This is a genomic window from Haloarcula sp. 1CSR25-25 (genome assembly GCF_032027985.1).
GTDB lineage: Archaea > Halobacteriota > Halobacteria > Halobacteriales > Haloarculaceae > Haloarcula.
Genome location: NZ_JAHYBW010000002.1, coordinates 382,148 through 396,003, shown reverse-complemented (window position 1 = coordinate 396,003; position 13,856 = coordinate 382,148). Strand labels below are relative to the sequence as shown.

The 13,856-nt window shown below is 66.6% G+C and carries 13 protein-coding genes and 1 pseudogene; 3 read left to right on the top strand and 11 right to left on the bottom strand.

Annotated features, from left to right (window positions below):
• Positions 1–59: 59 nt before the first annotated feature.
• The 6 genes from KZ498_RS07130 to KZ498_RS07105 form a co-directional block, all read right to left on the bottom strand.
• A complete protein-coding gene (locus tag KZ498_RS07130) occupies positions 60–434 on the bottom strand; it encodes a hypothetical protein (RefSeq protein WP_312617992.1) in 375 nt (124 codons plus the stop codon).
• The gene (locus KZ498_RS07125; protein WP_312617990.1) at positions 431–2,092 is read right to left on the bottom strand and encodes an FAD-dependent monooxygenase; all 1,662 of its coding nucleotides are present in this window, start codon (positions 2,090–2,092) and stop codon (positions 431–433) included. Before KZ498_RS07125 ends, KZ498_RS07130 begins: the two co-directional genes overlap by 4 nt.
• The gene (locus tag KZ498_RS07120) at positions 2,085–3,749 is read right to left on the bottom strand and encodes an electron transfer flavoprotein subunit alpha/FixB family protein (RefSeq protein WP_312617989.1); all 1,665 of its coding nucleotides are present in this window, start codon (positions 3,747–3,749) and stop codon (positions 2,085–2,087) included. The genes KZ498_RS07125 and KZ498_RS07120 overlap by 8 nt, the downstream gene beginning before the upstream one ends.
• Before the next feature lie 2 nt (positions 3,750–3,751).
• Entirely contained in the window at positions 3,752–4,606 is an 855-nt protein-coding gene (locus KZ498_RS07115; protein ID WP_312617987.1) for an electron transfer flavoprotein subunit beta/FixA family protein, read from the bottom strand.
• Positions 4,607–4,812: 206 nt separating this feature from the next.
• Positions 4,813–5,142: a ferredoxin family protein gene (locus tag KZ498_RS07110; protein ID WP_004963273.1), complete on the bottom strand. Its 330-nt coding sequence runs from the start codon at positions 5,140–5,142 to the stop codon at positions 4,813–4,815.
• Between the two features lie 49 nt (positions 5,143–5,191).
• Entirely contained in the window at positions 5,192–6,157 is a 966-nt protein-coding gene (locus KZ498_RS07105) for an alpha/beta hydrolase (protein WP_312617983.1), read from the bottom strand.
• Between the two features lie 130 nt (positions 6,158–6,287).
• Between KZ498_RS07105 and KZ498_RS24675 the strand changes: the two are divergent.
• Positions 6,288–6,407, top strand: a pseudogene (locus tag KZ498_RS24675) (sensor histidine kinase); the annotation flags it as partial.
• A gap of 47 nt (positions 6,408–6,454) precedes the next feature.
• On the opposite strand, the gene KZ498_RS07095 reads toward KZ498_RS24675, so the two are convergent.
• Positions 6,455–8,194 (bottom strand): glutamate--tRNA ligase, encoded by a 1,740-nt coding sequence (locus tag KZ498_RS07095; protein WP_312617981.1) that lies wholly within the window; start codon positions 8,192–8,194, stop codon positions 6,455–6,457.
• Positions 8,195–8,349: 155 nt separating this feature from the next.
• Here KZ498_RS07095 and KZ498_RS07090 point away from each other — a divergent pair, with 155 nt between their 5' ends.
• Positions 8,350–8,544, top strand: a complete 195-nt coding sequence (locus tag KZ498_RS07090; protein ID WP_312617979.1) for an antitoxin VapB family protein — start codon at positions 8,350–8,352, stop codon at positions 8,542–8,544.
• Positions 8,544–8,930, top strand: coding sequence for a PIN domain-containing protein (locus KZ498_RS07085; RefSeq protein ID WP_312617978.1), 387 nt, complete (start codon positions 8,544–8,546; stop codon positions 8,928–8,930). The genes KZ498_RS07090 and KZ498_RS07085 overlap by 1 nt, the downstream gene beginning before the upstream one ends.
• Positions 8,931–8,990: 60 nt before the next feature.
• On the opposite strand, the gene KZ498_RS07080 is transcribed toward KZ498_RS07085, so the two are convergent.
• The 4 genes from KZ498_RS07080 to KZ498_RS07065 all read right to left on the bottom strand — a co-directional run bounded on the left by KZ498_RS07080 (position 8,991) and on the right by KZ498_RS07065 (position 13,649).
• Complete coding sequence (locus KZ498_RS07080) at positions 8,991–9,926, bottom strand: ArsA family ATPase (protein ID WP_312617976.1); 936 nt, start codon at positions 9,924–9,926, stop codon at positions 8,991–8,993.
• A gap of 63 nt (positions 9,927–9,989) precedes the next feature.
• Complete coding sequence (locus KZ498_RS07075) at positions 9,990–11,255, bottom strand: hypothetical protein (RefSeq protein WP_312617975.1); 1,266 nt, start codon at positions 11,253–11,255, stop codon at positions 9,990–9,992.
• A 2-nt stretch (positions 11,256–11,257) separates the two neighbouring features.
• Entirely contained in the window at positions 11,258–12,298 is a 1,041-nt protein-coding gene (gene idsA3, locus KZ498_RS07070; RefSeq protein WP_312617974.1) for a geranylfarnesyl diphosphate synthase, read from the bottom strand.
• A 4-nt stretch (positions 12,299–12,302) separates the two neighbouring features.
• Complete coding sequence (locus KZ498_RS07065; RefSeq protein ID WP_312617973.1) at positions 12,303–13,649, bottom strand: ribonuclease J; 1,347 nt, start codon at positions 13,647–13,649, stop codon at positions 12,303–12,305.
• Positions 13,650–13,856: the final 207 nt, after the last annotated feature.

Here is a 13,856-nt window from a genome sequence, read left to right as displayed (position 1 = left end):
TATCACGAGACAGTACTTAGTCTTTTATCAAAAACCATGCACTTCTCGGTAAACGGCAACTACTGCTCCGGAACGCCGGTCAGGAGCACCGCCACGTCACGGGCGTTGTGCGTGTCGACGAGCAGCTCTGCGGCCGCTCTGACGCTGTAGGTGCCGGCTAACTCAACGCCGTAGCAGGCGGCGTAGCAGTCCAGCCAGTCGTTCATCGTCCGTTCCAGTCGCTCGAACTCCGCTTCGGAGAAGCGGACCCACGACCCACCGGTACGGGCCTCGCAGTACAGGGCCACCGTCGGACCGAACCCCTCCCGGAGGAGTTCCATCGCCCGCTCCTCGTCGGGCGGGTCGGGGTCCAGGGACTCACGGACCGCCTCTGCGCGCCGAGCGAGCGCCCGAACCCGGTCGTGGTACTGGCCGCCCGTCACCGAACGGGTCACCCCTGTTTGAACTCGACGCCCTTGCCGCCAGCGGGGTGTTCCCACTCTGTGTCGGCGACGATGGCACAGGTGCCACACTCGACGCAGGGCTGGGTGTCGAGGCTCACGAGGTGTTCCTGGCTCCCGTTGGTCTGGACCATCTCGTCGCGGTAACAGCCCCCGCCGAAGTCCTCGGCGCTGACCGGGCAGGCCGTGACGGCGGTGCCGGACGCCTCGAAGGACTTGTCGACCAGTTCGATGTGGGGGTCGCCCACGTCGTAGGTCAGGTCGCCGATTCGGTCGTCCAGGTCGGGTGGCGAGACGGTGTTCTCGTCGGTCACGGGCTCTCCCAGTTCCTCCGCGATGACCGTCGGCAGCGTCACGTAGGGCAGTTTGGTGTCGGGAATCATCGACACCATGCGCGGCGAGCTGTAGGCCCGTTCGAGCAGTCCGCCCGCCGCGCGGACCCCGAAGCGGCCGACGGCGGAGTCGGCGATAGCGTTCGAGAGGTCGTCGACGGGACCGAGTTCGCCGAGCCGTCCGAACACCTTGTACCCCGTCGGCCGGAGCTTGTCCATCACGCCCTCGTCGTGGAGTTTCTTCTCGTACAGCTCGCCGGCCACGGACGGGTCGTCACGCGCCCTCGCGTCGGCGAACGCCTCGGCGGCCAGCGCCCCGGCGGTGACGGCGTGGTTCATCCCCTTGATGATCGGGCCCTGGGCCTGCATCTGACCGGCGGCGTCGCCGACCAGCACCAGCCGGTCCTTGTGCGGCGAGGGGTGGGCCGCCTTCTTCGAGTCCGGGACCAGTTTCGCGCTGTACTCGCGCTCGTCGTACTCGTCGCCGAGCCACTGGGCCATGAGCGGGTGCGTGAGCAGGCTGTCGAGCAGTTCGTGGGGCTCGGCCCGTTCCTCGGCGATGGAGTCGAGGTGGAACACGGTGCCGATAGACAGCGAAGACTCGTTGGTGTAGAGGAAGCCGCCGCCGCGGACGCCGTCGAACAGGTCGCCCGAGAACAGGTGGGCCGCGCCGTCGTCGGGGGCCACGTCGAAGCGGTCGTTGATGAGGTCGGGCTCCATGTCGACGACCGCCTTGACGCCCTGGAACCACTCCTCGGGCTCTTCCCAGTCCATCAGCCCGGCGTCCCGGGCGAGTTCGGAGTTGACGCCGTCAGCCGCCACGACGATGTCGGCCTTGATGGGATTCAGCTCCTCGGTCGTCACGCCGACGATTTCGCCCCGTTCTCGGAGGAGACCGGTGACGTGGACCTCGGTCAGCAGGCCGCCGCCGGTCTCCCGGGTGCGCTCGTGGACCTGCTGGGCGAGCCACGAGTCCATCTTCCGGCGGAGCACTGCGTCGGCCCACGCCGTGTCGTGGTGATGCAGGTCGCCGATGTCGAAGGACTTCACCTTGTCGCCGGCGATGTTGTGGATGACGTTCTCCGTCACCGGTCGCTCCGTCGCCTCCTCCCGGAAGTCCGGGAACAGCCCGTCGATAGTGTAGGGGGCCGACTCCTCGGCGTAGATGAGCCCGCCCGAAACGTTCTTCGAGCCGGCGTCGACGCCGCGTTCGAGGACGAGCGTCTCGACGCCGTTCCGGGCGAGGGTCGCCGCCGCGGCGGCCCCGCCCGGGCCACAGCCGACGACGACCGCCTCGTACTCCTCGTAGGCGTCAGTCATCGCTGACCTCCATCATCGCACCCAGTTCGCCGGCTTCGACTGCCTCGGCCAGCTGTGGCAGCACCTCGAACAGGTCGCCCTCGATGAGGTAGTCCGAGAAGTCGCGGATGTCGGCGTCCGGGTCGGTGTTGACGGCGATTATCGTGTCCGACTCGTCGCAGCCGACCTTGTGCTGGATCGCGCCGGAGATGCCCGCCGCGATGTACACGTCGGGTTCGACTTCCTGCCCGGACTCGCCGATCTGGCGCTCCTCGGTGACGTACTGCTCGACGTGGCCGTCGAAGGAGTACGACGAGGTGATGACCCCGCGGGAAAGCCCCAGGTCGGCGTCCTCGAAGGCGTCTACGAGGTCCAGCGCCTGCTCGATGCCCCGCGTCGGGTCGTCGCCGATGCCGCGGCCGACGGCGACGATGACGTCGTTGCCGGTGAGGTCGACGCCGCCGGAGAGGCGGTCGTACTCCTCGATGTCGACCTGGAACCACGCCTCGTCGAGGTCCATCTCGTAGTCGACGACCTCGCCGTCGCGCTCGTAGTCGGGGTCGGGCATCTCGAAGCTCCCCGGAATCACGGACGCCCCCTGCGGGTGGAAGTCCCGGTTTGGCTTGTCGATACAGAGGATCGTCGAGTACTCGAACCCGGAGAAGTCCGGGCGCTTCATATGGAGGACGCGCTCGAACTCCTTCTTGTCGCCGGCGGTACCGACTTTCGCGGGGTTGGATATCATCGCGTTCTCGATGTACAGCCCCGAACAGTCCGAGGCCAGCCCGGAGTCGAGTTCACCCTGGACGAGCGCAGAGAGGTCCCGGCCGTTGTTCGTCGCCGGGAAGACTGTGTAGCGCGGTTCGTGGTAGTCCTTCCAGGCGACGTCCTCGCGGCCCTCGGCGGCGAGGTCGCCGCCGGCGCGAGCCATGTCACAGAAGATTCCGGTGTAGGGCTGGTGGCGGAAGCGGTCCAGGCGGTCGTCCTCGTGGTAGACGACGAGGTCCGCGCCGTAGGCGATGACGTCCTCGACGTGGTCGCTCGCATCCGCTCCGATGAGGACGGCGACGACGCGCTCGTCCGCGCTGTAGTCCTCGTTGTACGCGTCCATCAGCTCCCGGGCCTTCCCGAGCATCTCCTTCGACACGTCGACGAGTTCGCCGGCCTGAGTCTCGCAGTACACCCACATGTCGCGGTACTCTGCCCCGACAGTTCCCTCGACCCACTGCTTGTCGTTGGTCGGGTGGTCCAGTTCGGGGTACTTCTCCTCCGGCGGGACGTACTCGACTTCCGTTACCTCCTCGCCCTCGGCTTGCTCGGTCCCCTCGACGGACTCGATACGGCTCTCTATCTGGGACTTCGCTGTCTTCCGGTCCTCGCCCGCTTTCTCGCGTTCGAGCAGGTCCCGGAGCACGTCGGCGTCGTCGACCTCTCGCACCATGTTCGCCACGTCAGCGACGGTGAGTTCGGAGAGGTCGACGGTTTCCGGGTCCATCTCGCCGTCGCCCTCGTCCTCGACTTTCTCGATGCGGTCCTCGATGAGCGTCTTGACGGGGACCCGGTCCTCGCCGTCTTCCTCCAGCTCCAGCATCGCCCGCAGTTCGTCCGCGTCGTCGACGTCTTTGATCTTCGGGCCTAACTCGGCTATCTCGTGTTCTGTGGGGTCGATTTCAGGCATAATCAGTCACCCGCCGCATACGGCGTGAGTTCGTCCAGTACCGGTTCCAGCGTCTCGCTCCCGTCGGCCTCGATGACCGTCGCCTCGCGCTCGGAGGGAGCCTTCGGAATCGGGTCGACACCGGAGACAATGGTCGGCGAGCCGTCGAGGCCGATGTAGTCCGGGTCGAGGTTGAGGTCCTCGTGGTCCCAGACCGTCAGCAGTTCCTCGTACTCCTCGGCCCGCTCCTGGGTCGCCTCGCGGAGGTCCTTGTGTTTCAGCCGGTGGCTCGCCTTCCGGTAGGTCGGTTCGAACTCGGGGTCCGCGACGATGAAACACGGCATCGGCGCCTCGACAGTTTCGATCTCGGAGATGTCACCGTCGACCAGACGCTTCGCCCGGACGGTGCCGGCGTCCTCGTCGATGTCGAGCGAGAGGACGTGGGTGATCATCGGCCAGTCCAGACACCAGCAGGTCTGTGGACCGGTGTGGCCGGTCTCGCCGTCGGCCGTCTTGAACCCCGCAAACACCAGGTCGGGCTGCTCCTCGAGTTTCTGCAGGCCGGTGGCGACAGTCATCGCGGTCGCCCAGGTGTCCGCGGCCCCCATCTCGCGGTCGGAGAGGAGATACAGGTCGTCCGCGTACACGTCCCGCATCCCCTCCTGCAGGACCTCTTTGTACCCCGGCGGTCCCATGCTCATCAGCGACACGTGCCCGCCGTTGCGGACTTTCGTCTGGAACGCCGCGCGGAGCGCGTGCTTGTCGTTGGGGTTCATCACCGTCGGTGTCTTGCCCCGTTCGAGATGGCCCTCCTCGTCGAACGATACCTGTCCCTCGCGGAAGTCCGGAACGCCTTTTGTCATAACGACAGTATTCATGCTATCACGACCCTCGTGAGTGTATCTCACACAAGAATCTATTATAAATGTATGTTTACAATTCTGTGTGACAGGTCGGCATCGCTGTCCCAGGGATGGGAACGTCCTGACAGCACGCAGTGTGTTCACGGCCTGGCGGCTACAGACCGCTCGTATTCTCGGCGTAGAAGGCTTCGAACCCGCGGAGACAGTAGGTTCTGATAGCTTCAGATACGACCGGCACGGCCCGGGTCAACGTCGATGGCGTCGACCGGACAGACATCGACACAGAGCATGCAGTCGATACACTGGTCCTCGTGGGCGGGGTCGGCCTTGATTTCACTCTCCGGGTGGTCCGGCGTGTCGACCCACTCGAAGACGTCGACGGGGCAGTCCTCCAGACACGCGCCGTCGGCGATGCAGATGTCGAAGTCGACGGCGACGTGTGTCCCGTGGATGCCCAGTTCCTCGGGCTCGTCGACCGGCCCCCAGACGTTGTGCCCGTCGTGCTGTTCGACAACGTCGCGGTTCTCCTCGAACTCCGGGTCTATGGCCATTGGTATCTTATCTCACTTATCCGAGCTACTTAACTTTTCGACCTGCCCGTCAGAACCCCGGTTCGTCACGGTGATCCGGTCCGTTCGGGCTCCGAGGGTCCGCCGCTCCGAAGTCGTCGAGACGGTCTGTCGGTCCCGACAGGTCGCCGCCGGGCAGCCCAGCGTCCTCGCCGTTACCGGTCGCCTCGGCGGTGTCCGGACCGGCGACGCCGACTCGCCGGAGGAACTCGACGGTCCGCTCGTACACGTCGTCGTAGTGGGCCCCGTGGAACGGGAAGCCGTGGTCGGACGGCACCGTCTCCTGGACCACGTCGGTCATCGGCCCGAGCGCGTCGGCCAGCAGTTCGGACTGGGCTGGCGGCACGACGTCGTCCTCGGTGCCGTGGAGCAACAGCGCCGGCGGCGCGTCGATACCCACCTGTGCGACCGGCGAGGCGAGGTCGTAGGCCGCGGGCTCGTCGTCGGGCCCGCCGCCGAGGTACGCCCGGTGGCCCTCGCCCGGCGGAACGTCGGTGGCGGTGTCGAGCGCGTGGAAGTCGTAGACGCCCGCGTAGCCGACGGCGGCCGACAGCGCCGAGGACGCGCCGGGGTACAGTTCCGGTTCGAACCCGGGCTCGTCCGCCGTCAGGGCGGCCAGGAGGACGAGGTTCGCGCCCGCCGAGTGGCCAACGCCGATGATGCGGGTCGTGTCCGCCCCGTAGCTCTCTCCCTCCGTCCGGGCCCACTCGACAGCGGCCTTCACGTCCACCAGCGCCGCCGGGAACGTCCACTCCGGCGCGAGGCGGTACTGCGGTTCGATGACGAGGAAGCCGTCCGCTGCAAGGTCGAGCGCGTGCCGGGCGAACTCGCCCTTGTCGCCGACCGTGAACGCGCCGCCGCGGACGAGCACGGCCACCGGTTTCGGGCCGCTGACCGCCGCTGCGTCGTACAGGTCGAGCGTCAGCGTCTCGCCGTCGACCTCGTGAAACGGGATATCGCGCTTGACGGTTACCGACTCGGGAGCGCGGTCTGTCACGGACGACGGTCGGGCCGTCGCGGGCTTAAGCCCGGCGCTATTCGCTCTCGACACCCTCGGAGTCGGGGCTGGATGCTGTGTCGACACTGCCAGCGCCCAGCGAGGCCTCGGCCCCGCCGGCGTCGACTCCCGCGAGGGCGTCCTCGAATCCGGCTACAGTACGGACGAGGAAAAGACCGGGTCCGGCCTGTCGATAGTCTGGACGATTGCCGAAGCCCACGGCTGGGAGCGGACGATTACCGACAGCGAAACTGAAACCTGAGCGGAGAATCGACAGGGGAGCCGTCCTGACGGCGGTCAGGGATGTGCGAAGTACGCGACGGACTCCGTGGCGGCGTCCTCGGCCACCTCGTCGAGGCGGGCGAACCCGATGCGTTCGAACTGAACCACGTCGTCGGCGTCGTAGTCGAGCAGTCCGGGCTCGGCGAGGCCTGCCACGTCCCCGTCCATCGTCCGCAGGCGGAGCCGCGGACCATCGGCCGGCGCCCAGTGAATCACGTCGACGCCCTCCTCGCGGACGGCGTCGATGTCGTCGCCGGTGTACTCGAAGGCGTCGCGGGTGTGACGCACGCAGCCGTATCCCTTGAGCCAGATCCGCTCGCCGTGGCCCGGCAGGTCGTCACCCTCCACGACCACGCCGCTGGCCACCGGAATCTCGCGGCGACCGCGGTCCTCGTGGTCCGGATGCAGCGGCGGTTCGCCGGCGTCCGGCCCGCCGACGATGTGTCGCTCGACGAGTCCGCCGTGGTCGTCGCTGTCCCGGACGAAGAACGCCCGGTCCGATTCGTCGTCGATGAGGTCGCGGTTGTTCGAGTAGATCGAGGACATCGCGAGGTCGACGTTGGAGGTGGAGGTGCCCAGTTGGGTCATCGCGTCGACGACGGCCTCGCCGCGGATGCCCCGGCGTTCGAGGCTGGCGACGGTCGGCGCTCGCGGGTCGTCCCAGCCCGCGAGCGTCCCTTCTTCGATGAGTTCGGCGATGCTCGACGTGGACAGCGGCACGTCGTAGGCGTCGACCTGGACGTGGCCCCAGTGGATGACCTCGGGGTACTCCCAGTCGAAGTAGTCGTAGACGAACCCCTGGCGCTTCGCGGAGTCCTGCAGGTCGATGCCGCGGATGATGTGGGTGACGCCCAGCAGGTGGTCGTCGAGCCCGCTCTGGAAGTCCAGCATCGGCCAGCAGCGGTACTCCGCCGCCTCCTCACGCGGGTGGGGCGTGTCGACCATCCGGAACGCGACGAAGTCCCGGAGCGCGGGGTTCTTGTGGGTGATGTCGGTCCGGACCCGCAGCACCATCTCGCCGCTGTCGTACTCGCCGTCGACCATCGCCTCGAACTCCGAGCGCGTCGTTTCGGCGTCCTTCTCTCGGTGTGGACAGGCCTCGCCGCTGTTCTTTAGATCGGAGAACTCTCCCTGCGGGCACGAGCAGGTGTAGGCCCCGCCCTTGTCGATGAGTTCGCGGGCGTACTCGTAGTACGTCTCGACCCGGTCGCTTGCGGTGACGACGTCATCCGGTTCGAAACCGAGATAGTCGATGGCGTCCAGAATCGCGTCGTAGGCGTCGAGGTCGGGACGCTTCGTCTCGGGGTCGGTGTCGTCGAAGCGGCAGACGAACTCCCCGTCGTAGCGCTCCTTGTACGTGCCGACGACGGCGGCCATCCGCGCGTGGCCGATATGCCACGGGCCGTTGGGGTTGGGCGCGACCCGCATCCGAATAGTGTCGTACTCCTCGGCGTCTGGCAGGTCCGGCAGCGGGTGGTCCTCGCCCTCGTCCTCGCTCTCCAGGTCTTCGAGCTTTTCCGGAGCGAGTTCGGCAAGCCGCTCGCGGCGTTCCGAACTGCTCATCCCGTTGACCCGCTCGACGACCGGCGCGATAACGCCGGGAATCTCGTCGCCGTGCTCGCGGAACTCGGGGTTTGCGCCCATGAGCGGCCCCATTATCGCCCCGACCTGTGCCTCGCTGTCGTGTTTGACCGCGTTGAGGAGGGCGTTCGTCTCCGCCGCCTCCCTGATCCGGTCTCGCAGCTCGTCGTCCATTACCGGGACCTGCGGCTGGGAGGGTCAAAACGCCGTCGGGTTCGGCTAGCTACTGAGGCAGGTCGCGGTGAAACAGTTCACAGACCCCGTGGTCCCCGACGGTTCACTCAGTACAGTGCAAACACTGATGTCCGGGAAATTCATTAGGAATTCACATGAGCCGAACGTCCATTCCCATCGACACCGAGACGAAAGACAGGCTCGACGAGGCGAAACGGGAAGACGAAACGTGGGATGAGTTCTTGCTCCGAATCGTTGCGTCGACTGGTGACGGGATGTCTCCGGGGACACTGTCTGACGACGAAGCCGAGAAAGCGATGGAGATTGTACGGGAAGGCCGCGAGCGGTAATGTTTCTCGATACTTCAGCAATTATCGCCTACCAGCAAGGAGACGAACACGTTGTCGAGTATCTCGACGATGGACGGCCATGGTACACGTCCACGATCTGTGCCTTCGAGTATATCAACGGCCGCCTCGGGAGCGGTGAGACCGACGTACTGGGCGTCAGACAAGAGTTTTCGGACGTGCAGCCCCTCGACCTGAACGAACCCATCGCAGTTGAGGCCGCACGTCTTCAGGACGAACTACTGACCGACGGGGACCGACTGGCAACTACCGATATGCTAATCGCGGCCACAGCCCGCTCGACAGGCGACGAACTTGTCGTCGCGGATAGCGACTTCGAGACTGAAATCCTACAGACTGTGATGGAAGTCACGAACCTCCGCAACTGAGCAGTCGGCACATCGACTGTGTATTCTACGCGGGCTAATTCGCCCGCAACCGAGGAGCAGTCACTCCACAGCACCCAGCGAGTCCCCGACTCGGTCCAGCGCGTCGAGACCGGTCACCTCGCCGGACTGGTCGGGAACCGTCCAGATATCCAGTCCGGGCAGCGACGCCCGGAGTTGTGCGATAGCCTCCTCCTGAACTGCCTGCTTCCCCAGACAGCGCTGGCAGTCGCCGGCGTCCTCGATGACCTTGTTCACGACCAGCGTCGTCACCGGCACCTCGAACTCACGGAGCTTCTCGACCAGTCGCTCCGTCTCGCGGACGGCCATCGTCTCGGGGATGGTGACAACCCGGAACGCCGTCTGTTCGGGGTCCCGGAGGACCGTCCCGACCCGCTCCATCCGCTCGCGCATCGCCGTGAAATCGTCCGGGCCGTCGTCGCGCCGGCGCGCCATCGGGCCGAACATCATCGTCCGGGCGGTGTTGACCTTCCGGCGGACCTGATTCCGGAGGTCCATCGCCGTCGCGACGCCGCGGCTCATCACCGACGGCAGGTCGAGCAGGCGGAGGGTGTGGCCGGTCGGGGCGGTATCGAACACCACCCGGTCCCAGCGGTCGCTCTCGACGTACGTCGCCATGCCCTCGATAGCCGCCAGCTCGTCGCTGCCGGGCATCACACCGGTGGTGAACAGGTCGGCGATTTCGTCCTCGTCCAGCCGGATACCGGCGTCGTCGAACTCGGCCGCCAGCGCCTCGAACAGCGACCGGTAGCGGTCGATGCCGGTCTGTGGGTCGACCTCGACGCCCCACAGCCCCGGCTGTATCTCCGTCGGGTCGCCGCCGACCTCGGTCTCGACGGCGTCGGCCAGGGAGTGGGCCGGGTCTGTAGAGACCACCAACGTCTCGTGGCCCGCTGTTGCCAGCCGGTAGCCGGTCGCCGCCGCGACAGTCGTCTTGCCGACCCCGCCCTTACCGCCGTAGAGGACAAACCGGGTCACGGGCGCCTCTACGGACTGGCAGGTCTTAGTAGCTGACCAGGGCCGGAAACTCCCTGAAACAGCCTATTGCCAGACCCGAACGACACCGTCACTCCGGCCGACGGCGACGCTCAGGCCGCCGTCGCCGGTCGGCGTCGCCGCGACGTTCGAGGTGAGCGACGCACCGATGTCGCGCTGGGCCACCTGCCGAACGCCGTCCGTTCGCTGGAGCGCGACGAGTCGGCGGCGCTCCTGGGTCGGAACGACGAGCGTCTGTCGGCCGTCGCCCAGCAGATTGCCGGCGAGCCCACCGTCGAGGATACGCGACCCGAACGCGTGCGAGGAGACGCCGTCGTGGCGGGCCGCGACTGAGAGCCGACCGCCGTCGAGGCGGTAGAACTCCACCGTCCCGCCGATATGTGGGGTGCGAACGACGGCGATTTCCGGCGGTCCGTCGGGGGTAAACGGCGCGACACAGAGCTGGTGGCGCCAGCGAAAGCCCGTCCCGATTGCCGGCCCAGTCGCGACGCGCTCGCCGTCCAGCCCGTAGGCGACCACCCGAGCACCCTCGTCGGGGCCGGTGACGGTGACGACTATCTCCGGGTCGCCGTCGTCGTCGATGTCGGCGAGAATCGGTGCCGTCCCTTCGACGACGACCGGTTCGAGGAGCGGCACCCGCTGGCGGACGGAGCCGCTGCCGTCCGCGGCAAACAGGACGATAGCGCTGGCCTCCACCTCGTCACCGAGCGCCCCGTGCTCGTATCGCTGTGTCGCGCCGGCGAGAACAGCGGCGGTGCCGTCCCGGTAGACGATTCTGGCGTCGGGAAGCGCGTCCCCGATGAGCAGGTCGCCATCGACCAGAACGACCCCGGACTCCGTGACTGTCGCCACGGTCCCGTCGGGGAACTGCACGGCGTGGGTGTCTGGTCCTGTCTCGTCGGCCGTGATGAACTGAACGTCGTTGCCCTGGACAGCCACGGCCGGCGGCTGGCCTGCCGGCAGGTCCGGCTCGATGGCAACCGATTCGGCCCCGTCCTGACTCACCCGGACCGCCTCAGGAGTTCCTGCCTCCGGAACGGCGACCCAGAGGCTCCCGCTCTCGACCGGCAGTCCGGCGAGCCACTCCGGCTGGCCCTCGATGGGGAGGTCTATCGGGTCGACAGTATCGAACCGGCCCGCCCCACGGACACGGCGGTTGCCGGACGGCCGCAGATGCGTGTAGCGAACCGTCTCAGTGGTGCCGGTCACCGTCGCTGTCGGGCGTGGCGTCGCGGTCCGCCGGCTGGACGTTCCACAGCCGGCGAAAAGTCCGGTGACGCCGGCGAGGAAGGCTCGCCGGGTCCGGGCCATTTTCAGTAGTCGCGCTCGACGAGGTAGTTCGCGATGCCCTCGAGCAGGGAGCGGGTCTCGTTGTCCGGCAGGACTTCGAGGTTCTGCTTGCCGCTTGCGATGAGGTCCTGCCCGGTCTGGCGGGCGTATTCGATAGAGCCGACCTCTCGCAGGCGCTCGACGGCGGCGTCGATTTCGGCCTCCGAGACGGCTTCGACGGAGTCCGTGTCGATCAGGCCGCCGACGTCGACGCCCTGCTGGCGAGCGTGCAGCGTCACCAGCGTCTGCTTGTTCTCGACGAGGTCAGAGCCTCGCTGCTTGCCCAGTTTCTCGGAGGGGGTCGTCAGGTCCAGCAGGTCGTCCTGAATCTGGAACGCGCGGCCCACGTCGAGCCCGTAGTTGTACAGGGCGTCGACGGTCTCCTCGTCGGCCCCCAGCAGCGTGGCCGGAATCGAGGCGGCTGCGCCGTACAGCACGGCCGTCTTGAGTTCGACCATCTCCAGGTACTCCTCGGGCGTGACGACGTCGCGTTGCTCGAACTCGATGTCGAGGGACTGCCCCTCACAGATACGGGTGCACGTCGTCGCGAGTCGCTTGTTCGCCTCGACGGTCCGCTCGGGGGCCGCGCCCGTATCGAGCAGGAACTCGAAGGCTTTGGAGTACAGCGTGTCGCCGGCGAGAATCGCCGTCGAGAGGTCGTACTCCTTGTGGACGGCTGGTACGCCCCGCCGGAGCGCGTCGTCGTCCATGATGTCGTCGTGGATGAGCGTGAACGTCTGGATGACCTCGATGGCGAGGGCGGCCGACATCATATCGGCCTGCCCGCCCTCGAGCGTCGGGAAGTCACGGTAGTCTGCCGTCAGCGGGTCGACATCGAGCAGCGACTCCGCGACCAGCAGCAGGACCGTCGGACGGAGCCGTTTCCCGCCCGCGTCCAGCAGGTAGCGCGACGCCTCGTAGAGGTGGGCCGGCTTCTTGACCGGGAGGTCCTCGGGAAGGGCGTCGTTGACCCGGTCCCGTCGGGCGACAATCGCGTCTTCGACCTGCTGATGGCGTTCGGACATCGATTTACTCGGTGAGCTGGATCATGTTGCCGTTGCGGGTGATGTGGAGGTCCCGTCCGGCTTTGTAGCCCATGTCTTCCGCGAGGTCGACGTACGGCGCGAACCCTTCGAGGCTCTGGTGGGCCGGGATGACGTTCTTGGGCTGGAGCGCGTCGAGCATCTCGTAGTGGCCCTCACTGCGGAGGTGGCCCGATACGTGGATGTCGTCGTAGATGCGTGCGCCCTGCATGCCCAGGAGCTTCTCGGACTGGTAGCGCTGGCCCTCGTTTGTCGGCTCTGGGATGACCCGGGCCGAGAACAGCACCTTGTCGCCGTCGTCTAGCTCGTAGGGCGTCTCGCCGCGGCCCATCCGGGTGAGCATCGCGCGTGGCTCGCCCTGGTGGCCGGTGACGATGGGGAAGAAGTTCTCCTTGCCCTCGTTCATGATCCGCTTGAAGGTCCGGTCGACGGACTTCCGGTGGCCGTACATCCCCAGGTCTTCCGGGAAGTCGACGAAGTCGAGCCGTTCGGCGGTACCGGAGTACTTTTCCATCGAGCGGCCAAGCAGCACCGGCTGGCGGCCGATGTCGTCGGCGAACTCGACGAGGCTCTTCACACGAGCGATGTGCGAGGAGAACGTGGTGGCGACGATACCGCCGTCGTAGTCCTCGATGCTCGTCATGACGTCTTTGAGGTGGGTTCGAGCGACGTTCTCGGAGGGCGTGCGTCCCTTCCGGCCGGCGTTCGTACAGTCCTCGATGTAACAGAGGACACCCTCGCCCTCGCGACCGATCTCGCGGAACCGCTTCATGTCGATTGGGTCGCCGATGACCGGCGTGTGGTCCATCCGCTTGTCCAGCCCGTAGACGACTGCGCCTTCCGGCGTGTGCAGGACAGGGTTGATGGCGTCGATGATGGAGTGGGTGACGTTGACGAACTCCAGTTCGTTGCGCTCGCCGATGGACATCGTCTCGCCGGCGCTCATCTTGACGAGGTCGTTCTGGACGCCGAACTTCTCCTCGCTTTTGATCTGCTGTTTGACGAGTTCGATGGTGAACGGCGACGCGACGATGGGGGCGTCGTAGCGGTGGGCGAGTTTGGATATCGCGCCGATGTGGTCGAGGTGACCGTGTGTCGGCACGATAGCCTTCACGTCGCCCTCCAGGTCGGACATGACCCGGTCGTCCGGGATGGCACCCATGTCGATGAGGTCCAGCGAGTGCATCCGTTCCGTCTCGACGTTGTCGTGAATCAGTACCTTCGAGAGGTTCAGGCCCATGTCGAAGATGACGACGTCGTCCCCTGCACGGACGGCCGTCATCTGTCGGCCTACAGCCTCGTAACCGCCAATTGTCGCAATTTCGACTTCCATGGTTGTAGCTCCGAGTGGAAAGCCGGCCGCGGGCATCCGGTGGGGCACGGCAACGACGGTATCTGCAATGTAGGCGACATTGTCCGCGTCGGCGCTCCAGGCCAGTCGGGTACGCCCGTAGCCTGTGCAACCGCAGTGGGAGGGACTCCCGTCCCGCAACTTACATCCGCCGTCTGCCGGCCGCCGAACCGCAGTCCGCGAGCGGCC

Bases quoted from the DNA above. Each gene is read 5' to 3' on its own strand.
- KZ498_RS07120 (WP_312617989.1), bottom strand. From the start codon at position 3,749: ATGCCTGAAATCGACCCCACAGAACACGAGATAGCCGAGTTAGGCCCG.
- idsA3 (WP_312617974.1), bottom strand. From the start codon at position 12,298: ATGTCCGAACGCCATCAGCAGGTCGAAGACGCGATTGTCGCCCGACGG.
- KZ498_RS07065 (WP_312617973.1), bottom strand. From the start codon at position 13,649: ATGGAAGTCGAAATTGCGACAATTGGCGGTTACGAGGCTGTAGGCCGA.
- KZ498_RS07125 (WP_312617990.1), bottom strand. From the start codon at position 2,092: ATGACTGACGCCTACGAGGAGTACGAGGCGGTCGTCGTCGGCTGTGGC.
- KZ498_RS07095 (WP_312617981.1), bottom strand. From the start codon at position 8,194: ATGGACGACGAGCTGCGAGACCGGATCAGGGAGGCGGCGGAGACGAAC.
- KZ498_RS07110 (WP_004963273.1), bottom strand. From the start codon at position 5,142: ATGGCCATAGACCCGGAGTTCGAGGAGAACCGCGACGTTGTCGAACAG.
- KZ498_RS07075 (WP_312617975.1), bottom strand. From the start codon at position 11,255: ATGGCCCGGACCCGGCGAGCCTTCCTCGCCGGCGTCACCGGACTTTTC.
- KZ498_RS07090 (WP_312617979.1), top strand. From the start codon at position 8,350: ATGAGCCGAACGTCCATTCCCATCGACACCGAGACGAAAGACAGGCTC.
- KZ498_RS07085 (WP_312617978.1), top strand. From the start codon at position 8,544: ATGTTTCTCGATACTTCAGCAATTATCGCCTACCAGCAAGGAGACGAA.
- KZ498_RS07115 (WP_312617987.1), bottom strand. From the start codon at position 4,606: ATGAATACTGTCGTTATGACAAAAGGCGTTCCGGACTTCCGCGAGGGA.